Source organism: Chryseobacterium vietnamense, from assembly GCF_031454475.1.
GTDB classification, from domain to species: domain Bacteria; phylum Bacteroidota; class Bacteroidia; order Flavobacteriales; family Weeksellaceae; genus Chryseobacterium; species Chryseobacterium vietnamense.
In genome coordinates this window covers 656,504-679,709 of the sequence record NZ_JAVDQX010000002.1, presented here as the reverse complement: position 1 = coordinate 679,709, position 23,206 = coordinate 656,504, and the positions used below count along the sequence as shown (strand labels likewise).

The 23,206-nt window shown below is 36.3% G+C and carries 21 protein-coding genes and 1 other RNA gene; 11 read left to right on the top strand and 11 right to left on the bottom strand.

The features are described 5' to 3' along the window. Positions 1-53 precede the first annotated feature (53 nt). The 4 genes from J2786_RS12360 to J2786_RS12345 form a co-directional block, all read right to left on the bottom strand. On the bottom strand, positions 54-1,325 hold the full coding sequence (locus tag J2786_RS12360; protein WP_047434606.1) for an ABC transporter permease: 1,272 nt from the start codon (positions 1,323-1,325) through the stop codon (positions 54-56). A 72-nt stretch (positions 1,326-1,397) separates the two neighbouring features. Continuing rightward, entirely contained in the window at positions 1,398-2,627 is a 1,230-nt protein-coding gene (locus J2786_RS12355) for an ABC transporter permease (protein ID WP_047434610.1), read from the bottom strand. 130 nt (positions 2,628-2,757) lie between these two features. Then, positions 2,758-3,114, bottom strand: a complete 357-nt coding sequence (locus J2786_RS12350; protein WP_047434612.1) for a four helix bundle protein — start codon at positions 3,112-3,114, stop codon at positions 2,758-2,760. A 100-nt stretch (positions 3,115-3,214) separates the two neighbouring features. Beyond that, entirely contained in the window at positions 3,215-3,904 is a 690-nt protein-coding gene (locus tag J2786_RS12345; protein ID WP_034699055.1) for an ABC transporter ATP-binding protein, read from the bottom strand. A gap of 424 nt (positions 3,905-4,328) precedes the next feature. Between J2786_RS12345 and J2786_RS12340 the strand changes: the two genes are divergently transcribed. The 6 genes from J2786_RS12340 to J2786_RS12315 all read left to right on the top strand — a co-directional run bounded on the left by J2786_RS12340 (position 4,329) and on the right by J2786_RS12315 (position 11,241). Beyond that, entirely contained in the window at positions 4,329-5,303 is a 975-nt protein-coding gene (locus J2786_RS12340) for a ribonucleotide-diphosphate reductase subunit beta (protein WP_041461620.1), read from the top strand. A 109-nt stretch (positions 5,304-5,412) separates the two neighbouring features. Next, positions 5,413-5,703: a hypothetical protein gene (locus tag J2786_RS12335; RefSeq protein WP_047434615.1), complete on the top strand. Its 291-nt coding sequence runs from the start codon at positions 5,413-5,415 to the stop codon at positions 5,701-5,703. A gap of 54 nt (positions 5,704-5,757) precedes the next feature. Continuing rightward, the gene (locus J2786_RS12330; protein WP_047434618.1) at positions 5,758-7,416 is read left to right on the top strand and encodes a ribonucleoside-diphosphate reductase subunit alpha; all 1,659 of its coding nucleotides are present in this window, start codon (positions 5,758-5,760) and stop codon (positions 7,414-7,416) included. Between the two features lie 319 nt (positions 7,417-7,735). Then, positions 7,736-9,874: a T9SS type A sorting domain-containing protein gene (locus J2786_RS12325; RefSeq protein WP_310025408.1), complete on the top strand. Its 2,139-nt coding sequence runs from the start codon at positions 7,736-7,738 to the stop codon at positions 9,872-9,874. A gap of 98 nt (positions 9,875-9,972) precedes the next feature. Next, a complete protein-coding gene (locus J2786_RS12320; protein WP_047435883.1) occupies positions 9,973-10,863 on the top strand; it encodes a DUF72 domain-containing protein in 891 nt (296 codons plus the stop codon). Between the two features lie 147 nt (positions 10,864-11,010). Then, a complete protein-coding gene (locus J2786_RS12315; RefSeq protein ID WP_047434622.1) occupies positions 11,011-11,241 on the top strand; it encodes a hypothetical protein in 231 nt (76 codons plus the stop codon). A gap of 44 nt (positions 11,242-11,285) precedes the next feature. On the opposite strand, the gene J2786_RS12310 is transcribed toward J2786_RS12315, so the two are convergent. The 6 genes from J2786_RS12310 to J2786_RS12285 all read right to left on the bottom strand — a co-directional run bounded on the left by J2786_RS12310 (position 11,286) and on the right by J2786_RS12285 (position 17,958). Beyond that, a complete protein-coding gene (locus J2786_RS12310) occupies positions 11,286-11,879 on the bottom strand; it encodes a hypothetical protein (protein WP_082002026.1) in 594 nt (197 codons plus the stop codon). Positions 11,880-12,102: 223 nt separating this feature from the next. After that, positions 12,103-12,747: an HD domain-containing protein gene (locus J2786_RS12305; protein WP_047434625.1), complete on the bottom strand. Its 645-nt coding sequence runs from the start codon at positions 12,745-12,747 to the stop codon at positions 12,103-12,105. Next, positions 12,744-13,589: an alpha/beta hydrolase family protein gene (locus J2786_RS12300; RefSeq protein WP_047434627.1), complete on the bottom strand. Its 846-nt coding sequence runs from the start codon at positions 13,587-13,589 to the stop codon at positions 12,744-12,746. The genes J2786_RS12305 and J2786_RS12300 overlap by 4 nt, the downstream gene beginning before the upstream one ends. An 88-nt stretch (positions 13,590-13,677) precedes the next feature. Then, positions 13,678-14,565 (bottom strand): ribokinase, encoded by an 888-nt coding sequence (locus tag J2786_RS12295; protein WP_047434628.1) that lies wholly within the window; start codon positions 14,563-14,565, stop codon positions 13,678-13,680. Positions 14,566-14,620: 55 nt separating this feature from the next. Continuing rightward, positions 14,621-15,256: a DUF4241 domain-containing protein gene (locus tag J2786_RS12290; protein WP_047434634.1), complete on the bottom strand. Its 636-nt coding sequence runs from the start codon at positions 15,254-15,256 to the stop codon at positions 14,621-14,623. 86 nt (positions 15,257-15,342) lie between these two features. Then, positions 15,343-17,958, bottom strand: coding sequence for a valine--tRNA ligase (locus J2786_RS12285; protein WP_047434637.1), 2,616 nt, complete (start codon positions 17,956-17,958; stop codon positions 15,343-15,345). 128 nt (positions 17,959-18,086) lie between these two features. On the opposite strand from J2786_RS12285, the gene J2786_RS12280 reads away from it, so the two are divergent. Continuing rightward, positions 18,087-18,551: a DUF1573 domain-containing protein gene (locus J2786_RS12280; protein ID WP_034699021.1), complete on the top strand. Its 465-nt coding sequence runs from the start codon at positions 18,087-18,089 to the stop codon at positions 18,549-18,551. Positions 18,552-18,798: 247 nt separating this feature from the next. Further along, positions 18,799-19,668 carry a polyphosphate kinase 2 family protein gene (locus J2786_RS12275; RefSeq protein WP_047434639.1) on the top strand — a complete coding sequence of 290 codons (870 nt, stop codon included), beginning with the start codon at positions 18,799-18,801 and terminating at the stop codon, positions 19,666-19,668. Positions 19,669-19,762: 94 nt separating this feature from the next. Here J2786_RS12275 and rnpB read toward each other — a convergent pair. Further along, positions 19,763-20,087: RNase P RNA component class A (gene rnpB, locus J2786_RS12270), an RNA gene on the bottom strand. Between the two features lie 253 nt (positions 20,088-20,340). Here rnpB and J2786_RS12265 point away from each other — a divergent pair. From J2786_RS12265 to J2786_RS12255, 3 genes are read left to right on the top strand one after another with little or no spacing between them, the layout of a single operon-like run. Next, positions 20,341-20,832 (top strand): RNA polymerase sigma factor, encoded by a 492-nt coding sequence (locus J2786_RS12265; protein ID WP_002976998.1) that lies wholly within the window; start codon positions 20,341-20,343, stop codon positions 20,830-20,832. Beyond that, positions 20,825-21,499, top strand: a complete 675-nt coding sequence (locus J2786_RS12260) for a DUF8845 family protein (protein ID WP_047434643.1) — start codon at positions 20,825-20,827, stop codon at positions 21,497-21,499. Before J2786_RS12265 ends, J2786_RS12260 begins: the two co-directional genes overlap by 8 nt. A 58-nt stretch (positions 21,500-21,557) precedes the next feature. Continuing rightward, complete coding sequence (locus J2786_RS12255) at positions 21,558-23,183, top strand: AMP-binding protein (protein WP_047434646.1); 1,626 nt, start codon at positions 21,558-21,560, stop codon at positions 23,181-23,183. Positions 23,184-23,206 lie beyond the last annotated feature (23 nt).

Genomic DNA, 23,206 nt, shown 5'->3' with positions numbered 1-23,206 from the left:
CTCTATATTCTTTTTTATTCTTAAATCTTAAAATTGTTTTATTTTCAAATTAATTATTCTGTTCTTAAAGCTTCAATAGGTCTGATCTTTACAGCTCTCTGTGCCGGAATCATCCCGATGATCAACCCCAGAATCACCATGACAGCCATTGCGGCAAATACGTTTCCATAGTTTACGGTGGGATTATAGAAAGGAAATGAATCCTGACCTTGCGTAACGGCATTGAGAATCATGAGGACGAAAATCCCGGACATAAAGCCTATTAATCCTGAGGAGAGTGTAATGACAACACTTTCCAGCAAAATCTGATTTCTCACTTCGGCAGGCTTCGCTCCCAATGCTCTTCTGATTCCGATTTCTTTGGTTCTTTCTTTTACCGTAATCAAAAGGATATTTGAAATTGCAATTACTCCTGCAAGAATAGTCAGTGTACCCACAATAATTGTTAACAGCTGCATTCCCGTAAGGAAACCTGTCAGCTTTTTAAATTCTTTTCCAAGGTTGAAACTTCCGAAAGCATTGGTATCTTCGGGAGATACTTTATTCTTTGTTTTTAACACCTGTTTTACATCTTCTTCCACAGAATTGACGTTGGCATTCGGTTTACTGACAATAGCAAACATGTCTATCTGGTCTCCGGCATTATACATTTTCGTATAAGTGGAAAGTGGAATAAAAGCGGTCTGATCATTTTCAAAACCACCTCCTTTTTTCACACGGAAAACTCCAATGACATTAAAGAAAAGTCCTTTAATATTGATTGATTTTCCTATTGGATTCTCTTTTTTCTTGGAATCAAAGAAGTTTTTATAAATTTCTTCTCCAATGACTACTACATTTTTATTTCCGGAAACATCGGCATCATTGATATAGCGTCCGAAAATCAGTTTCTTTTCTGAAATCTTATTTCCTACAGAGTAATCTCCCGTAAGCGAATAGGTTCCGTTTTTTCCGTTTCTGGACATGGCTTCTCCGGGAGTTCCGGTAAAGCTTCCTCTTGCATTTTGGGGCGAAATATAATCTATGGCTGTTACTTTTCTTTTCAGCATTTCCATATCATTCAGGTTCAGGTGAACTTCTCTTCCTTTAGGAAATCCTTCGTATGGAATAGATGTTTTCTGCGCCCACAGGAAGATTGAGTTGGTGGCAAACCCGGAAAATAATTTATCAAAACCATTCTCCATTCCTTTTGCGGCTCCAAGAAGACTTACATACAAAAACATCCCCCATCCTACGCCAATCATGGTAAGAAATGTCCGGAGTTTATTATTCCTTAATGAATAATAAATTTCCTGCCAAGTATCTTTTTTAAATATGATATTCACCTTGTTGAATTATAAGTTATAAATTATCAGTTTTGAATTCTATTAATTCGTTCTCTTTTGTCTTTGAGCAAATTATTCTGTTCTCAACGCTTCGATCGGTTTGATTCTTGACGCTCTGTATGCCGGTACAAATCCCGCGATCAGTCCTGAGAAAATCAGTGCAATAAATGCCATAATAATGGATCCCCAGCCTACACTTGGGTTTTTGATAAAAAACTCTTCAAGACTGTTACCGATAAGGTTTAGGGTAAGAACACCTATTCCCACTCCCACAAGTCCTGATACGACTGTAATCACAACACTTTCCTGAACAATCAGACCTACGATTCCACTTGGTTTTGCACCAATCGCTTTTCGTACTCCGATTTCTTTGGTTCTTTCTTTAACGATATACACCATAATGTTGCTGATCCCAATGATTCCGGCAAGCAGTGTCCCTAATCCGATAAATCCTACAATAGCGGTAAGTACCGCCATAAACATGAATGTATCATTCATATTCTTGGCATTGTTCCAGACACGAACTCCGTTTTCATCATCAGGAGAAACATTTTTTCTCGATTTCAATTTATCTTTAAGCTCATCCCCGTATTTGATAGCCTGATCAGGAGTCAGCTTATCACTATATGAAATGTAAGCGATATTTACTGTATCAGAGCCCTTTTTCATCTGTTGCAAGGTGGTAATAGGAACAGTGATATGTCTTTCGTCCCAGTCTCCTCCATCGTCTGAAAATACTCCTACCACTTTAAACATGGTTCCATTGATATCCAGTTCTTTTCCTACGGGACTTCCGTTCTTAATCAGGTCTCTCTGTACCATTCTTCCAATGACTGCGACATTTTGCTTTCCTTCCAGGTCTCTTGGAGTAATATATCTTCCATCAATCATTTTCCTGTTCTCAATCACCTGCTCTCCCGGTTCGGCTCCATGAATCTGATAAATCCCGCTTTCTTTACCATATTTCACCATTAAGCTGGCATTATATCTCGGGCTGGAAGCTCCTACATTTTTTTTATCAGCATTAATAAGAAAATCATAGTCTCCATTATTCAGCGTAACTGTACGATCAGACTGCAATCCCTTATAGGCCAATGTTGTTTTTCCTGTAGTAATGGTAATCAGATTTTTGGCATCACCTGAGAATCCTTCAGAGAAAGCATTCTGAAGCCCCGTTCCAATTCCAAAAAGTACAATGAAAATAAACAGTCCCAAAGCTACCGTAAACCCTGAAAGCACCGTCCGAAGTACATTACTACGGATAGAACTGAATATTTCCTGCCAACGATCTAGGTCAAACATAGTTTTTATTTTTTTACTTTGTAAAAAAGTCAATTAGCTGCTCTCTCAATTTCCTTCGAAGTCAATTAACTTTGTTGTCAATTTGTTTCTTCATCAGACTTTAATTACGCTCTAATTATTTTTCACATTTCTAATCTTTTTTCAACATTTTACTTAACAAGATAAATGCTGTTTTTATTAAATTTCCAATTTTTGTTAATTCTTCTATTTGAATATAATTACATTCTATAACGATATCAAAACAAGAATCCAACTCAATGACTGAACCTCTGGCAATTTCAAAATATCTTTTCCTTTCCAGTTCAGATTTTCTTGAACATCCTTCGGTAATATTTAATACTACAGAAGTAGAAGCTCTTCGTATCTGGTCAATTATATTAAACTTTTCATGATCAGGAATTTTAGATAAAACTTTATAACATTCTATTCTTAATTCTCTGGCTGACTGATAAACGTCAAGCTTATAATGGTTCAGTTTTAAAAACATTTTTATTTTTTTTCATATTCATTTGTCTGTGTGTTATAAATTATTGATCCTTCTCATTGTAAATTCACTTGTGAAGCAAAATTGACCATTCACTATTCACTTATAGTACAATCTGCTTAATAAACTCATCACTTTCAATAATTCCGTCCTTCAGTACAACGTTTCTTTTGGTCTGCGCAGCAACATCAGGTTCGTGGGTTACAACGATGATTGTTTTTCCTTCGTTATTGATATCCTGAAGCAGTTTCATAATATCATGAGTAGTTTTGGAGTCCAAAGCTCCGGTTGGCTCATCTGCCAGTACTACTTTAGGATCTGTAATCAAAGCTCTTGCGATAGCTACTCTCTGCTTCTGTCCTCCTGAAAGCTCACTTGGAAGGTGATTAGCCCACTGTGCCAATCCTACTTTCTCCAGGTATTCCATAGCTTTCTGATTTCGCTCTTTTCTCGGCACATTCTGGTAGTACAGAGGAAGGGCTACATTTTCTAAAGCTGTTTTATAATTGATAAGGTTAAAAGACTGGAAAATAAATCCTAAGAATCTGCTTCTGTATTCTGCAGCTTTTACTTCAGATAAATGCTCGATAGGTACTCCATCCAACTCATAGGTTCCTGAATCTTTTTCATCCAGAATCCCAATAATATTAAGAAGTGTAGATTTTCCGGAACCGGAACTTCCCATAATGGAAACAAACTCCCCTTCAGAAATATTCAGATTAATTCCTTTGAGAACATGAAGCTTGCTTTTCCCTGTATCGTATGACTTATTTAAATCCTGAATTACTAACATTAAGTGATGTATGTTTTATAACCAATAAGTAGATGATATTTTCAAATTGTTACAAGAATAAAAATTTATTCAAATATTTTTTTGTTTAACACACTAAGCCTTTGTTTATAATACTTTATAAAATACCGTTTAACTGTAACTCATTATTTATATCTATTTATCCCCAAGATTGCTGTCTAGCCTATTATTCGAGCCAGTTTCATGTAAATGTGGAAAACTTTTCAAGCTAAAAGTCAGCCTATTAGTATTTACCTCTTTCAAAATCAGTTCTTTTTTTCGAACTTTGCTATTAGTTCTTTACAAGAAATATGAATTTGGGGAAGTGAATAACTTTAATTCACAATTCACAGATAAACAAAAAGTTAAGTATTTCCGGAACGTTATCCACAAGGATCTAAATTATTTAATTATAAAGATATTTAATATGGGAATTTTTGATAAAAGAGTAAGTTATAAGCCATTTGAATACCCGGAGGTTCTTCAATTTGTAGAAGCCATCAACAAATCGTTCTGGGTGCATTCGGAAGTGGACTTTACTGCAGATGTTCAGGATTTTCATTCGCAGTTGGAACCACATGAAAAGCATGCTGTGAAAAATGCGCTGTTAGCCATTGCACAGATCGAGGTGTCTGTAAAGACATTCTGGGGGAATTTATACAACCACCTACCAAAGCCGGAATTCAATGGATTAGGATCTACTTTTGCAGAATGCGAGTTTCGTCATTCTGAAGCATATTCCCGTTTATTAGAGGTATTAGGATATAATGATGAATTCCTTAACGTGATCGAAATTCCTGCTGTAAAAGGAAGAATTGAGTTCCTTGGAAATGCTTTAAAACATGCTAATTCTGCAACACCTAAAGAGTATGTTTCTGCTTTACTTTTATTCAGTATTTTAGTAGAAAACGTTTCTCTTTTCTCGCAGTTTGCCATCATCCTTTCTTTCACAAGATTCAAAGGTTTCATGAAAAATGTTTCCAATATCATTGCATGGACTTCCGTAGATGAGCAGATTCACGCGAATGCAGGAATTTACCTGATCAACAAGATCCGTGAGGAACAACCTGACTTATTAACAGACAGCGATATCGAAGATATCTATACTTTAGTAGATGAGTCTATCGCAAGAGAAGGTGATATCCTTAGCTGGATCTTTGAACTGGGAGAAATCGACAACGTTTCCAAAGAAGATCTTCTTAACTTCATGAAATACCGTGTAGATGACAGCTTGAAGAAAATCAATATGAAAACAAGATACAACATTACTCCTGAGCAGTACAGACCAATGGTATGGTTCGAGGAAGAAGTTTTTGCCAATTCATTAGATGATTTCTTTGCCAAAAGACCTGTAGACTATACGAAGCACGACAAGAGTATTACAGCAAACGATTTGTTTTAATATTGGGGCGCGAGCGAAGCGAGCGTCAAAGCAGTCAGGATCAGGATTAATCCTTTTCTGATTAATAAGTGGAATTGCTGTTCATGAATAAAGCACAAATACAAAAGAAATGATCAATGTAATAGTAACCTATACGGTAAAACCCGAATTTGTTCCGAACAATAAAACCAATATTCAAAAGTTTTTGGAAGATTTTAAAAATTTAGATCCTTCCACCTTTGAATATAAAGTTTTTGTAAAGGAAGATGGGGTTACTTTTGTACATTATTCAAACTATATCAATGAAGAAGTTCAGCATGAAGTTTTGAATGTTCCGTCTTTTAAAGAATTTCAGAGATTAAGAGACGAAAGCGGGCTGAACGGTTCCCACAAAGTAGAAATTTTACAATCAATACTATAAAAAACAAAATTCCGGAGTGACTTTCTCATTCCGGAATTCGAAAATATAACATCTATGGAAGAACAAAATTCAAATATATGGTGGCTCAATGAAGAGTCTGAGCAAATGCTGAACAGAGGATATCTGTTGAAAGGTGAAACGGTAGACGGAGCTATCGACAGAATTACCACTGCCGCTGCAAAAAGGTTATACAAACCTGAACTTCAACCGGCATTCAAAGAAATGATCACAAAAGGATGGATCAGCTTCTCTTCTCCTGTATGGGCTAATATGGGAACTGAAAGAGGTCTTCCTATCTCATGTTTCAATGTTCACATTCCGGACAGCATTGAAGGAATCACTCACAAAATGGGTGAGGTCATTATGCAGACTAAAATCGGAGGTGGTACTTCAGGTTATTTTGGGGAATTAAGAAACAGAGGAACCGCAGTGACGGATAACGGAAAGTCTTCCGGAGCAGTTTCATTCATGAAACTTTTTGACACAGCTATGGATGTGGTTTCTCAGGGAGGTGTAAGAAGAGGTGCTTTTGCGGCTTATTTAGATATTGACCACGGAGATATTGAAGAATTTTTATCCATTAAAGATATCGGTAGCCCGATTCAGAACCTGTTTACCGGAGTTTGTGTACCGGATTACTGGATGCAGGATATGATAGACGGTGATATGGAGAAACGTAAAGTTTGGGCAAGAGTATTGGAAAGCCGCCAGCAAAAAGGTCTTCCATACATTTTTTTCACAGACAACGTGAACAGAAATAAACCTCAGGTATATAAAGATTTAGGAATGACGGTGAACGCAAGTAATCTTTGTTCTGAAATCATGCTTCCATCTACTATGGAAGAATCTTTCATCTGCTGTTTATCTTCCATGAATCTTGAGCTATATGATGAGTGGAAAGATACTGATGCAGTAAAATTAGCAGTATACTTCCTTGATGCTGTATTATCTGAGTTTATTGACAAAACTGAAGGTAACTATTACTTACAGGGTGCAAGAAACTTTGCGATGCGTCACAGAGCTCTTGGATTAGGAGTTTTAGGATACCATTCTTATTTACAGAAAAACATGATTCCGTTTGAAAGCTTTGAAGCTACTCAGTTCAACGCAAGAGCATTCAGACATATCAAAGATCAGGCTGAACAGGCTTCAAGAGAGCTTGCCAACATCTATGGAGAACCGGAAGTATTGAAAGGTTACGGATTAAGAAATACCACAACAATGGCTATCGCTCCTACCACTTCAAGTTCTGCAATTTTAGGACAGACTTCTCCGGGAATCGAGCCTTTCTCTTCTAATTATTATAAAGCAGGTCTTGCGAAAGGAAACTTTATGCGTAAGAACAAATACCTTGCAAAACTATTGAAAGAAAAAGGATTGGATAACGAAGAAACATGGAGAACAATTATGCTCAACCATGGATCGGTACAACACCTGAACGAGCTTACTCCTGAAGAAAAGGCGGTATTCAAAACGTTCAAAGAAATTTCTCCAATGGAGATCATCTCTCAGGCTGCACAGAGACAGCAATACATTGATCAGGCACAGTCACTGAATCTTCAGATTCCTTCTACAATGCCTGTAAAAGATGTTAACTACCTTTATATTGAAGCCTGGAAAAAAGGAGTAAAAACACTTTACTACCAAAGAAGTTCATCCGTTTCAAAAGAAATGATGGTTAACTTCGTATCATGTTCAAGCTGTGAGGCATAAGACCAAGTAATAAACACGCTATATTTAAAAAAGCACACTTTTTAGTGTGTTTTTTTATTTATCAGAGCTTTTACAGGCCATTTATGCAAAAAAATTAAGAGATACTCCTTTCTTTACAACAAAAATGTAGCAAAAAAACTTAAAATATTTAAAAGAAAATTAAATCATAATAAATTTTCCTTATTCATTATTACTTAAAATCAAAAAATAAGCACATAAGCAACTAAAAGGAATCTTTTTTAAAAAAAGATATTATATTTATAACATCAGATTGTACACAAAGAGATTTGTATCATTATCTGATAGCTAAAACTCAAATATGAAAAAACTTTTATTTACCTTATGGGTAAGCGGATTTTCCATCGCTTACTCTCAGAATCTGAATTTTTCTGATGCAAAATTTAAAGCTTTAATCCTAAGTTCAAACTCAACGAACCAGATTGCACAAGACTTTAACGGAAATTCTATTGCCATAGACAATAACGGAGATGGAGAGATTCAGCCTTCGGAAGCGCAACAGGTTAAAATCCTGACGATCAGGTTAGATTCCGCCCAGATGTATATTGATCCTAATGGTGATACATTTGACCCGAATAACATCAACAGTACATACTACAACAGCCATTTGCCAGATGGGATTACAGATGCATTACTGTTCTCCAATCTCGAGGAACTTTATTTCTGGAATACCAAGACGGCCAACATCAGCTTTACAAATAATACTAAAATCAAAAAAGTTCAGGGAAGACCTTTTTATTACGACTTGTCACAGGGAGAGCAATATATGGCATCTCCTATTAACCTTTCTTTTGACAACTGTTCAGGAATTCAAAATATTGCCGATATCATCGCCTATCAAATATCTGGTAATCAATGGACTCCTGATGAAAACAGTTTAAGAATAAAAAACTGTCAGCAGATCAACAATAATGCAGTGATTAGTTCCTCCGAGCTTAAAGAGCTGTATATTGAGAATTCCAATATTCAAACTCTTACATTCGATTCCTGTCAATTTCTGGAAAAAATTGCTGTTCCTAATCTGAATACGTTAACCAAAATTTCAGTAACAGGAGGTTTCAGTTCTTCGGGGTATTCAGAACAGAATATTGAACTGATTGCCAATAATTGTACAAACCTGCAGGAGATCATTGCAGATACAGATCATTATGATTCAACAGGATCCTATTTCTCTGATGTAAACCTTAATGGCTGCTCTTCTTTAAAGAAAATAACGGGACTGAATGCACCCTCAATTGATTTTAGTACAACAGGACTGATTAACCTTGAAGAATTAGATTGTTCTTTCTATAACAGATACCTATACTCTACCACTTCCGGAATTTATTTTGGGGATGTTAATACTTTAAACCTTGCAGGGCTTCCAAAACTAAAAACCCTGAAGGCTTTTAATCAAAAGATCACCAATAATGTAAACTTCAGCGCCGCTCAAAAATTGGAAAGCATTGATCTCACTAACTCCTGCGGATATATGAATACAGTAAACACAAGTAACCTCTCTTATCTGCATACCTTAAAAACAGATCGGTTTATGAGCAACGGTACACAAGGCGCAAACAATCTCCAGAACATTTTCACCAACAACTGTATTGCACTCACGAATTTCTCATTCGACAATAATAACGATTTAAGAAAACTTGATTTAGAGAACTGTCCGGGACTGCAGAATCTGTCAATCGGGTATATGTTCTCTGATTTAGAAGAAATCAACCTCACCCAATGTACCGGATTTAAAGATATTGCGGTAAGCAACACAAAAATATCCACTCTGGATACCAAAGATTGCGCTAATCTACAATCCTTGAACCTTTCCTATAATGATTTGCTTACTTCAGTTAATACTTCAAATAATACAAATTTAGAATCATTAACATTAGCCAATCTACCTTTGCTTACCCCAATCAATACTGCAGCTAATATTAATCTGAAGAATGTACATTTTAATACCTGTCCTAAGATTATCCAACTTGATCTTTCCACATCATCACATCTGGAATCTGCTACTTTATGGAATATGTCTAATCTCACTTCTGCTAATCTGAGAAACGGTTCTACAGAAGATTTGATTGATCTCACCAATAACAATTCTAATTTATCCGTTTGTGTGGATGATGCTCAACTGAATGAACTTCAGACCATGTATCCTGATATTACATTTACCACAAACTGCAGCAATTCTTTCTTAAAGAGTGACAACGCAAACTTCAATACAAAACAGATCAAAGTCTTCCCTAATCCGGTAAAAGATATCCTGCAGGTAAGCGCCGAAGCTTCTATAAAAAATGTAAAGCTTATTGATTCTCAGGAAAGACTTATTTTTGACAGAAACTTCAGTAAGCCTATTGTAAATATTGATCTTTCAGGCTATCCTACTGCCGTTTATATTATAAAAGTTACAACAGACAAAACTCAGGCTACCCAAAAAATCATTAAAAAATAAGTATCTTCAATACAATTATTTCCATTAAAAATCATAGAAAATTCTATGGTTTTTTTGGTTTATATTTGTGTTTATTGTTTAATACCAAAACTACAGATATGAAATTCGGACAAGTAGAAGATCCTTCAAAAATAGATTTCACATTACCTAAAGATCATCCTAAAACCAAGGAAATACTGGCCCTCAATAAAAAGGGTCTGGAAAATATTTCAATCGGATGTGCGAAATGGAATAAAACAGACCTTAAAGGCTTCTATCCTAAAGGAACTAAGGATGAACTCACCTATTATGCCACTCAGTTTAATTCTATCGAATTGAATGCAACTTTCTATGGAATGCCAACTCCCGATCAGGTAAAAACCTGGAAAGAAAAAACGCCGGAAAATTTTAAATTCTTCCCTAAGATCACCAATACCGTTTCCCATTTCAGAAGACTGATTGATGTTACTGATCCTGTGACGCATTTCGCTTCTGCTGTTATCAATTTTGATGAAAAACTGGGAATGGCTTTCCTTCAGCTTCATGATAATTTTAAACCCAAGGATTATGACAGACTGGAAAAGTTTGTAAAAGAATGGCCAAAAGAAGTTCCATTAGCCATAGAACTTCGAAATACAGAATGGTTTACCGATGAAGAAATCCTGAACACCACATGTGAACTTTTCGAGGCACATAATATCACCAATATCATTGTAGATACTGCCGGAAGAAGAGACATGCTTCACATGCGCCTTACCACCCCTAATGCATTTATCCGTTATGTAGGAGCTAACGCAGAAAGTGACTACGAGAGACTGGATGACTGGCTGAAACATCTTGCCCAATGGAAAAAAGAAGGCCTTCAGAATCTTTACTTTTTCGTACACCAGAACATTGAAAAAGCCTCTCCTTTACTATCTGCCTATTTTATAAAAAAGATGAATGAAGAATGGAAAACAGATATTCATGTTCCGCAAATGGCAACAGAAAATACCGGAACACTCTTTTAGCAGAGTATAAGACAAATACTAAGATAAAATTTAAATACCTTCATTTCAACTGATATCTCAGACTGCAATGATTCCTTTCTGTAACGAAAAAATTCGTATATTAGAGTATGATGTAATTCACTAAACATTAGCTTTAAAACATAAATTATGGAAAAGGAAATTTGTACAATCAGTATCGCTACCAACTGGCTTGGTGATGACTATATTTTTTATGAAAACCGTACCATAAAAAGAGTATATGATAATCACAGTTTAAATTCCAATAAGAGCGAATGGCTTGACCCCAAAGAAATCAGTAAACAAAATAAGGATAAACTTATCAAAGCCTGTCCTGAAGAATTTAAGGAACAGATTATGCAGATTCTGGATTATCCTTAAGAGAAACTAAAAAGGTAATGAGTATAGGAAACTCATTACCTTTTTTATTTATTTTTTCTGAGAAGCAATACGAGATTGAGAAATAGAAGCAGAAAGTCCAGTGTGATCCAGATTCCCAGTTTTGTATTCTCATAATTATAAGCGTCCACCTGCTTTTTGGCCGCATCAGAAAGCTTCATACTTTGATTGATGTAGTTCTGCACTTCTACAATCTGATCAATATTCTTATTAGGAACAGAATGTTGAGAAAAGTACACCAGGTTTTTCTTTCCAAGATAGCCTACAATCCAGTATTCATCAGATTTATCCATTTTCAGATATTCTATCCTGTAATACTCCGGGCGTATTTTTCCAATATGCTTAGGCTCAAGGGTTGTATTCTGATCTGTTTTATTTACTTTGATCAGATAAAAATCCAATGCCTGCGGAAGTTTATTAACCACCTGTAGCCCCACAGAATTATCCACAAATGCCACAGCACTTTTCTTGATAAACCAATAGGTAAAAACAGAAATTGAAAAAACAACTGTTACAATACGAAACAGCTTTGCCCACTTGGCCATACTTCCCGATTTAACCTTAAACAGGACCAATGAAAGGACACAAGCCAGAAATATGATAAAAATAATAAGTGTCATATTTTACAAAGATACTTCTTCTCTCTATTTTATCGTTGTCTGATGTCAATTTTTTAATTTTAGCCAGTCATAAAAAATGGTTTTTTCACCTTTATTTCCCTTTGAGCTGATAGGTATATCTTTATATAAAAATGATCCGAACCAAATGTTGTATACTCTATTGGTTCGGATCATTAATTTTTGATATGCTTAAAGCAGATTCAATTTATTCTAATGGTATCTTCTACTCTACATTCCATTCCTTATAAAACTGATCCAGGAAATCCAACATATAGTGGTGTCTTTCTTCTGCCATTTTTTTTCCTTTTTCAGTATTCATCATATCTTTCAGAAGCAATAACTTTTCATAGAAATGATTGATTGTTGTCCCGTCAGATTTTTTATATTCTTCTTTGGACATTCCTAATTTGGGTTTTATATCCGGATGATACATCAGGTTATTTTTAAAGCCTCCAAAATTGAATGTTCTGGCAATTCCAATAGCGCCTATGGCATCAATACGATCGGCATCCTGCACAATCTGAAGTTCAATGGGAGGGTTTGCCGGAGCCTGATCTCTGTTTTTGAACGAAATATTTTCGATCACAAATAAAACCTTGCGGATGGTTTCTTCAGACACCTTCTGATCTTCAAGAAATGCTCTGGATATTTTGGGAGCAATGGTTTCGTCACCGTTATGAAATTTAGGATCAGCAATATCGTGAAGAAGTGCAGACAATTCTACTACCTCTTTGTCACAATCTTCTGTTTCTGCTATCTGAGCAGCCAGTTTCCAGACTCTTTCAATATGAAACCAGTCATGTCCGGCTTCTGCTCCTTCTAATTTTTCTTTTACAAATGCTACTGTGTTGTCAATCGTACTTTTCATTTATCTGTCAGTTCATTTAAAATAATATCCCAGAGTTTGCTGTTGTAACTTCTAAAAAAATTGATATGTCCTATTTCCTGTTTATCCGATTCTGAAGCAGCTACCAGCCTGTAAGTAGGTTTAAGGTTGGAATAAGTATTATTTAATAAACTTAATACGCCTTTTTCCGTAAGCCATACATCATCTTCAGCGCGGATTACAAATACTTTCTGGGTCAGATTTTTAGAAAAGTCATCGGTTTTTTCCAACAGCTTGTTGGTTGATTTCTTGTTTAAAATTAAGGTTCTCCAGTCATATGCGCAATTTTTTGGAAGACTTTCTCCAAGCCCAAACCAATGTGCAGGAAAATATCCTAACAATGAAGTCGTTAAAGGCTGTGCTATTCCAAAGCCTAAATACGCTTCAACTTTTGTTCTCCCTTTAAGGTTTCCTACAAAGGCATTTTGTGTTCCTACAAAAACAAATTCTTCAAAGATGTTGGAATCTTCATTCATTCCGAGAATGAGTGCGCCTACAGAATGGCCCAGACAGTACTTTTTATAGTCTTTAAACTCTGATTTGATATATTGAGTGACCGCTTTATAATCTTTTGATCCCCAAAGCCTCATAGAGCCATGAAATCCCCTCATATTTTTCGGTTTGGAAAGTCCTATTCCTCTGTAGTCATAGGTTATCACTGTAAACCCCTGTTCGCAAAAGTAGCTGGCAAAAGAAAAATAGACCTGCTGCTTTACCCCTGTTGCTGAATTGATCAGTAATAGTTTCCCATGATCTGTTTCCGGTTTAAACAAATGGGCTGTTAGTCTGATATTATCATCCGTGGTTAGTATTAGTTTTTCCATAGTATAAAAAGAAAAAATCCACTATAAAAGTGGACATTTTACTTATATGTTTGTATTAAGTTTTAAACTTTTGATATGTGGTAAATAGCTAAAAGAAATCTGAGATTCTCGGAAGCCCTGTCTGAGAGCCTTTGCCTCCGGAAACCCTTGATGAAACTTCATTTCCGAATTTCACACATTCTTCAATAGAATTCCCATGGCATAATGCAATGGCAAATCCTGATGTAAATGCATCACCCATTCCCATTTTATATACTTTTTCGTCCTTATCGTTTCTGTAATATTTCATTTCTGTACCATCAAAATAAATGGTTGAATTGGTATCATCTCTTACAAATACCTTATTGAAATATTTTTTAAGAACTTCTTCTCTTTTTTCTTCTCCAAAAATAACGTACAGCTCATTACTTTTAGCCACGATAAAGTCAACCATTTCTAAAATTTCTTCGTTGACTCTCATTGCCGGAGAAGCATACAACCCTACTTTCTTCCCATATTTCTTAGCTTTCCTAACGGTATGCTCCACAACATCCATAGAAACTTCAAGCTGAACCAGCACAAGATCAGTGGTATGAAAATATTTATCCGCTTCGTCTATATGCGATTTGCTAAGATACTTGTTGGCCGCCGGTACTACCACAATAGCAGCATTTCCGTGAGAAGTCGTCACATAGGCAGTTCCTGTAGCTTCTTTATCCGTTTCATGAACAAATCCTACATTTACATTTTCGCTTACCAGATTCCTCATGATCTGTTGTCCAAGAGGATCCATACCAACGCATCCTATAAAGTATACACTTGCTCCCAACCTGGCTGTACCTACGGACTGATTAGCACCCTTACCTCCAAAGTAACTATCTGATTTGATAGCTAAGACGGTTTCATTAGGCAAAGGAAGTTTTTCGGTTTCAAGAACCAAATCTATCGATGAGCTGCCCACAACAATAATACGAGGTTGTTCTGATGAGAAATTCATTAGCTTTAAAATTTATAACTGACAAAATTGTGTCTCAAAAATAACTAATTTATAATTAACTTATTTCAATAAATTCAGTAATTATTTTCACTGGTTGCTGATCTTTGTTGTAAGCTATATAACTTGCGTAAAATCCTTCTCCATATCCGGTTTCAAAAGCAAATATAGTTCCGGGATGTTCCTTGGCAGGTTTCAGAAAAGCATACTGATCTATTGCTCCATTTTCATCAAAGAAGTAATCATGGAAAAACTCTTCGTAGATTCCCATAAAATCGCCTCCTTTATTTTGATATAATCTTCGCTCTAGTTCATTAAGGCTGTTTTGGGTATCAACATCCATCAGACATCCCATCCCACTTTCTACAGGATATCCAAAAACCTCGCCCTCCTCAAGATCTTTCATTTTCTGTCCTGCGGTGGTGGCCATTTTCCATTCTTTAATTTCAGAATTATTGAATATAATTTCGGCATAGGCAACACAGTTGCTGTCTCTTTCTTTGTGTAACATTACTGAAAAATCTCCCTTGGGAAATTCTGTAGTGAAAGGAAGCATATCATTAGTGATCAAAGGATCACACGCAACCAGTTTCCCGCTTGAAAGATAAATCTTTCCTACTTCAAAACTTTCCAGCAGCGGACTTTCTACAAAGTCTTTCGAGAATAGTTTTTGTATGTTTTCTATGTGTGTCATTGTATTTATTCTTTAAACCATCAGGCTGGATACAATTATTTATGTGTATCCAGCCTGAGATTTTGACAAAATTTATTGTCTATACTTTATAAACTTTTCAGTTTCTCTTCAAGGATCGCAATCTTATCCTGAGCGTCTTTTTGCTTCTTACGTTCACCTTCTACAACTTCCGGCTTGGCATTGGCAACAAACTTCTCATTGGAAAGCTTCTTCTCTACTGAAATTAAGAACCCTTTTAAATATTTTACTTCTTCTTCAGTTTTAGCCTTCTCTTCTCCTAAATCTAAGTTTTCACTTAAAGGAATAGAAACTTCAGTTGCTCCTACAAGGAAAGTAAAGCTTGGCTTATCAGTTTTCTGTCCAAAATGGATTTCAGAAATATTAGCCAGCTTTCTTACTACCGCTTCATTGGCAAATTCAGATGCATTGGTAAATACCTCAACCGCTTCTCTTGGTGAAATTCCTTTTGTCTGGCGGTAGTTTCTAACTCCGGAAATCAATTCAGCTGTGATTTCAAAGTTTTTAATGACTTCTTCATTAAAGCTCTCTGCCTCCTTCTGCTGAGCAATAACAAGAGCTTCGTCAATACTTCTCTCTGAAATTAATTGCCAGATCTCTTCAGACTGGAATGGCATGAACGGGTGAAGCAGCTTCATCAATTCTTCAAAGAAATAGATGGTTTTATCATATACTTCTTTAGAAATTCCCTCTCCGTAGTTAGGCTTGATAGCTTCCAGATACCAACCGCAAAAATCATCCCAAATTAATTTATAGATCAGATGCAGCGCATCAGAAATTCTGAACTTCTCGAACTGATCATTAATTTCAGCGATGGTTTTGTTTAATTTATTTTCAAACCATACGATAGCCTGGTTATCTGTAGCAACAGCCGGCTTATCTTCATGGTTCCACATGTTGATCAGACGGAATGCATTCCAGATCTTCGTCATGAAGTTTCTTCCCTGAAGCATTAAATCTTCATCAAAAAGAAGGTCATTTCCAGCTGCAGAACTCAATAGAATTCCTACACGTACACCATCAGCCCCATATTTTTCCATCAATTCAATAGGATCCGGAGAGTTTCCTAGAGATTTGGACATTTTTCTTCTCTGCTTATCTCTTACAATTCCTGTAAAATAAACATTTTTAAACGGAACTTCTTTTCTGTATTCCAATCCGGCCATAATCATTCTGGCTACCCAGAAGAAAATAATATCCGGACCTGTTACCAGATCAGACGTTGGATAATAATAGTTGATATCTTTATTTTCAGGATCAAGCAATCCGTCAAAGACAGACATTGGCCATAACCATGATGAGAACCATGTATCTAATGCATCGTCGTCCTGTCTAAGGTTTTCTGCTGTCAGATCTGAATTTCCTGTTTTTTGTTTCGCCAGTTCTAAAGCTTCATCTTTAGTTTCAGCTACTACGAAATCATTTTCTCCTTCTCCATAGTAATAAGCAGGAATTTGCTGTCCCCACCACAACTGACGGGAAATATTCCAGTCACGGATGTTTTCCATCCAGTGCTTGTAGGTATTTTTAAACTTCTCAGGATAGAACTTAACCTCATCATCCATTACTACATCCAAAGCAGGCTTAGCAATTTCAGACATTTTAAGGAACCATTGTACTGAAACTTTAGGTTCAATAACAGCACCTGTCCTCTCGGAAGTTCCTACTTTATTAACATAGTCTTCAGCTTTCAGCAAAAGATCTTTTTCTTCAAGTTCTTTAGCGATTTGTTTTCTTACATCAAATCTGTTTTTTCCTGCATAATGTAATCCATGTTCATTAAGGTTTCCGTCATCATCCAGCGCATCAATCATTTTCAGCTGATGTTTCTGTCCGATTTCGTAGTCATTAATATCATGTGCCGGTGTAATTTTCAAAGCTCCTGTTCCGAATTCAATGTCAACATATTCATCTTCAATAATTGGGATTACTCTGTCAACAATTGGTACGATTACATTTTTACCTTTCAGGTGAGCATATCTTTCATCATCCGGATTGATACATACTGCTGTATCCCCAAAAATAGTTTCAGGACGTGTAGTAGCTACTGAAAGGAATTCTTCTGAACCTTCAATCTTATATCTAAGGAAATAAAGCTTTCCGTTCTGCTCTTTAAATATTACTTCTTCGTCAGAAATATTAGTCTTTGCTTCCGGATCCCAGTTGACCATTCTATAGCCTCTGTAGATCAGTCCTTTATTGTAAAGGTCTACGAAACTTTTGATAACCTGCTGAGAAAGTTTATCTTCCATGGTGAAACGGGTTCTGTCCCAGTCGCAAGAACATCCCAGTTTTTTCAGCTGTTCAAGGATAGTTCCGCCATATTTATTGGTCCAGTCCCATGCGTGGTTTAAAAACTCTTCACGGGTAATATCTGACTTATTGATTCCTTCAGACTTCAATTTAGCAACAACTTTAGCTTCAGTAGCAATTGAAGCATGGTCTGTTCCCGGAATCCAACAAGCATTAAACCCGCGCATTCTTGCACGACGGACCAGAACATCTTGAATGGTATTGTTCAGCATATGTCCCATGTGTAGTATCCCCGTCACGTTGGGTGGAGGAATGACTATGGTATATGGTGGTTTGTCATTAGGCTCTGAGTGGAAAAATTTGTTTTCCAACCAGTAATTGTACCATTTTTGTTCTGTTTCCTGTGGATTGTACTTTTCTGAAATCTGCATAAATTCTATTTCTTTGGCTTGCAATTTGCAAAAATAGTCTAAAGAAAAAAATTTTTAAGCATGAATTAAAATAATTTTTAACTTTGTTTCACAAAATTTATCTAACAAACGTATTAACATTCAAGAATATGAAAAAATTAATTGCAGGAATTGCATTATTCGGGACATTTGCTCTGGCATCTGCACAAACAATTACATTTGATAAAACGACTTTCGATTACGGAACTATTAAGCCTAGTGCTGACGGTACAAGATTCTTTACTGTAACAAACTCAGGTGATAAGCCTTTGATTCTTTCAAATGTAAAACCTTCTTGTGGATGTACGACTCCTGAATTCAGCCAGGATCCTATCATGCCTGGAAAGTCTGCTAAGATCAAGGTTGGATACAATACAGCTATCCCTGGCCCTTTCAACAAAATGATTGAGGTTTTCTCTAATGACCCTGCAAACAGCAGAAGTGTAATCTACATCAAAGGTAACGTAGATGCTAACGCTCCTGAGCCAAAAGTATTGACTCCTGCTGAGCAGAAAGAAGCTGCTAAAGCTGAGAAAAAAGCTGCAAAACTTGCAAAAAAGGCTGCTGCGAAGTAAGCTCTACTCAAAAAAATAAAAGAACCGTCTCCATTGAGGCGGTTTTTTTATTACATTTATGTTTGGTTAGATAGCAGATGATAGGTAATAGGCTACAGGAAATGTATCTAGGTTTGGGCTAAAGCCTTCGGATTTATTTATCTTTAAAATGGCTGGGCTAAAGCCCACCCCTATTGAATTTTAATAACATTTTTACTTTTATCTTTTTACTTTTATCTTTTTACTTTTATCCTTAAATAAAAAAAATATGGACACCGATTTCTCAGATAACTTTAAGGTAAGTGGAAAATTTTCAATAAAAAAAACATCAACCTCTTATAAAGGAAAGCTCACGAAAGAAGAAGGAGAGCAAATGCTGATTCAGGAAAAAGAAAAACTCCGTGAACTGCAGGAAAAATTATATGCTGACGGAAGCCAGTCTTTGTTGGTGGTATTACAGGCTATGGATGCAGCAGGAAAAGACAGCATGATAGAACATGTTTTTGGAGGCGTCAATCCTCAGGGATGTAACGTAACCAGTTTTAAAACACCAAGCTCCAAAGAATATTCTCATGACTTTTTATGGAGACATTACCTTGCTTTGCCACAAAAAGGAATGATCGGGATTTTCAACCGTTCTCATTATGAAAGTGTTCTGGTATGCAAAGTACATCCTGAATATAATCTGAGTGAAAAAACATGGTCTTCCGTAAAAGATTTTGACAGCAAATTCTGGGAAAACAGATATGAAAGCATCCGTAATTTTGAAAAACATCTTTCACAAAACGGAACTACTATCGTGAAGATCTTTTTACATGTCTCTAAGGATGAACAGAAAAAAAGACTTTTGGACAGAATAGATGAACAGGAAAAAAACTGGAAATTCTCTGCTGGAGACCTTCCGGAAAGAGCCCTGTTCGATCAATATATGGAAGCATATGAAAACGCTATCAATGAAACATCAAAAGATCACGCACCGTGGTATGTACTTCCTGCAGACAGTAAATGGTTTGCAAGAGTAGCAGCTATCCAGATCATTATTGATACTTTGGAGAAAATGAATCTCAAATATCCTACTCTTTCTGATAAGGACAGACAGGAATTACAGGAATCTAAAAAACAATTGGAAAGCGAATAAAGTAGGTTGGAAGATGGAAGCATGAAGATGGAGGTTTAAATCATTACGTGTAAAAAACTTCACTATTCCGGCCTCTGACTTCCAGTTTAAAAAAATCACGAGAAAATCTATAAGCCGGATTTTGTACTTCCGAAGAAGTGCCTGTTATTTATCTACGTATTACATTACTGCAATACTTGAGCTGATTACCCCTCGGCTTTCAGGACGAGCCGCCCCTATTTTCATTGCTGAAAAGAACCGATATACTTATCATTGCACCGCAAAGAGTTTACCTGGTTTCACTACAGCCGAACTGTACCTGCTTTCTGTTGCACTTGTCCTACCCTCACGGGTGACGGATGTTATCCGCTTTGCTGCTCTGTGGTGTCCGGACTTTCCTACCTCCCGTAAAACGGGAAATCAACAAGCCGATTTTCTCGCGGATGCAAAGGTACACAAATTTTGTGGTAAAAAGATAAAAGAGCGAAATGACTCCAAAGCTTTATCCTTATGTAAATGGCGTTAGTTGCTCCATATCCTTCCGTTATTTTTGATGAAAATTATGAATGATGATTTCAAAATATGAAGAACGTATTCGCTATTCTGCTATTTAATTTTTTACCTTTCTACGATTTTTAATTATAATTTTCACCAATTACTACTTTATCATTATCTTCGTGCCATTATATATCTATGGATTCCAGAGAAAAAGAATTTGCGCAGCTTATCAAAGATAATCAGGGATTGATTATCAAAGTTTCGCGTCTGTATACCAATTCTCTGGAAGATGAAGAGGATCTTTTCCAGGAAATCGTGTTACAGCTCTGGAGAAGTTATGATTCTTTCAAAGGAAACTCCAAAATTTCCACATGGATGTACCGTGTAGCGCTCAATACAGCCATTACCCTCTTTAGAAAAAAAAGCAAAAGCCTTCCTACGAATGAGCTGGACATCAACCACAGGGATTTTGTGGAAGATGACGATGAAAAACAGCAGCAGGTATCACTTTTGTATACTGTAATCAAGACTCTTCCTAATGTAGAAAGAGCCATTGTCATGATGTATCTTGACGATCTGCCTTACAAGGACATCGCAGAAAACCTCGGAATCACTGAAGTCAATGCACGTGTGAAAATGAACAGATTAAAGAAAACCCTTAAAGAACAGATGGAAAAATATGCCTGAATTTGATTTAGATAGCTTTAAGAAAACGTGGCAGGAACAACCTGTACAGCATAAATATGACAACACTGAGATTCTTCAGATGTTGAATAGAAAGTCACGTAATTATGTGAAATATATTTTCTGGATCAGCGTCGTAGAATTTCTTTTCTTTTCAGTATTAGGCCTGTTTTACTTTTTCCCGGAGGAGGAATCAGACAGTTTCCGCAAAATGCTGGAAAGATTAGGTGCCCAGGAAGCTCCTGAAGTAGAAAACAACTTCGGGCATGCTTATTTAGCTATAAAGGTCTTAAGTTTATTGATCACAGCATATTTTGTACTGAAATTCTACCAGAATTACCGAAGAATCAAGATTGAGGAAAATCTAAAGGGTCTTATTACCAGAATTATTAAATTCAAAACAACAGTCAATGCTTTCATTCTTATCAGCATTGTATTATTGCTAATATTCACTTTTGTACTGGTTGCTTTTATCTTTTATATATTGGATTCTCAGAATATACAGCCAAGTGGTTCCAATCTTACGATTATTATTGTCGGAATTGTTGTAAGCACATTACTGGCGGTCTCTATGATCTGGCTGTACTACAGACTGGTATATGGCACTATTATTAAGAAACTTGATAAAAATCTAAAACAACTTAAAGAAATAGATTCTCAGGAAAGTTAATATACATAGGCATAGTTCGGGATATAATTGTTAATTTTATTCCACCAAATCTTAAACTATGCCCTTATCTTATGTATATGGAACTTCTGAGGTTTCATTATTAGGCCAGACCATCGGAGCCAATCTTAAAAGTACTGTTGAAAAATATCCCCACCAGGAAGCTCTCGTCTGCGTTCATCAAAATTACAGAGCCACCTATCAGGAATTTTATAATCAGACCACCGCTGTTGCAAAAGCCTTATTGTTTTTAGGAGCAAAAGCGGGTGACAGAATTGGAATCTGGGCTTCCAACCGTTATGAATGGGTACTTTTACAGTATGCGACGGCAAGAATCGGAACTATTCTAGTGAATATCAATCCGGCCTACAGGACTCATGAGCTCACGTATGTACTCAATCAGTCTGCAGTTCGTTTTATTTTTTCTTCTTTAAGCTTTAAAACCAGCAATTATAAAGAGATGGTTGAATATGCGAAAGAAGTATGCCCAACCCTTGAGCACGAAATATTCTTTGATGAAAACTGGGAATACTTTGTGAATAACGGACAGGAAATTTCAGACGAAGTGCTTCACAGTTTTGAAGAACATGTACAGTTTGACGATCCGGTTAATATCCAGTATACTTCCGGAACTACCGGTTTTCCGAAAGGTGTCACACTTTCTCATCATAATATTCTCAATAACGGTTATTTTATTGGTATCAGACTAAAATATACGGAGAAAGACCGCGTCTGCATTCCTGTACCTTTTTACCACTGCTTTGGAATGGTCATCGGAAATATGTGCTGCACAGCTCACGGAGCCTGTATGGTCATCCCGAATGACAGTTTTGATCCGGAGATTACTTTAAAAGCTGTTTCAGACGAAAAATGTACTTCTTTGTATGGAGTACCCACCATGTTTATTGCTGAACTGGCAGTAAAAGATTTTGACACCTATGATTTTTCAAGCTTAAGAACTGGTGTTATGGCTGGTTCCGTATGCCCTCCTGAAATCATGAAGAAAGTGGAAAATCTGATGAATATTAAAGAAATGAGTATCTGCTACGGAATGACGGAAACTTCACCTGTATCTACTCAGACTTTAATAGGAACACCGCTGGAAAAGCAGGTCAGCACTGTAGGAACCGTTCAGGATCATCTTGAAATTAAAATCATTGATGAAAGTGGCAGAACCTTAAAACGTGGGGAGCATGGCGAACTTTGCACCAGAGGATATTCTGTCATGCTGAAATACTGGAATGATCCTGAAAACACTAAAAAAGTGCTGGACGAAGCCCGCTGGATGCATACAGGAGATATGGCAGTAATGGATAAAGACGGCTATATTACTATTTCTGGAAGGATAAAAGATCTGATTATCCGTGGTGGAGAAAATATTTCCCCAAAAGAAATTGAAGATTTTTTATATACTTATACCAACATTCTTGATGTCCAGATTATTGGTGTTCCCAGTGAAAAATTCGGGGAAGAAGTAATGGCGTGGGTAAAAGTGAGAAAAGGATTTACCATCACGGCGGAAGAACTTCAGGAGTACTGCAAAGGAAGAATTGCCCATTATAAAGTTCCGAAATACTGGAAATTTGTAGATGAATTCCCAATGACCATTTCCGGAAAAATAAGAAAGGTGGAAATGCGGGAAATTTCAATGAGAGAATTGGGACTTGAAAATGTAAAGCAAAGCTAAAGTTAAAAATAAAACTTAATTAC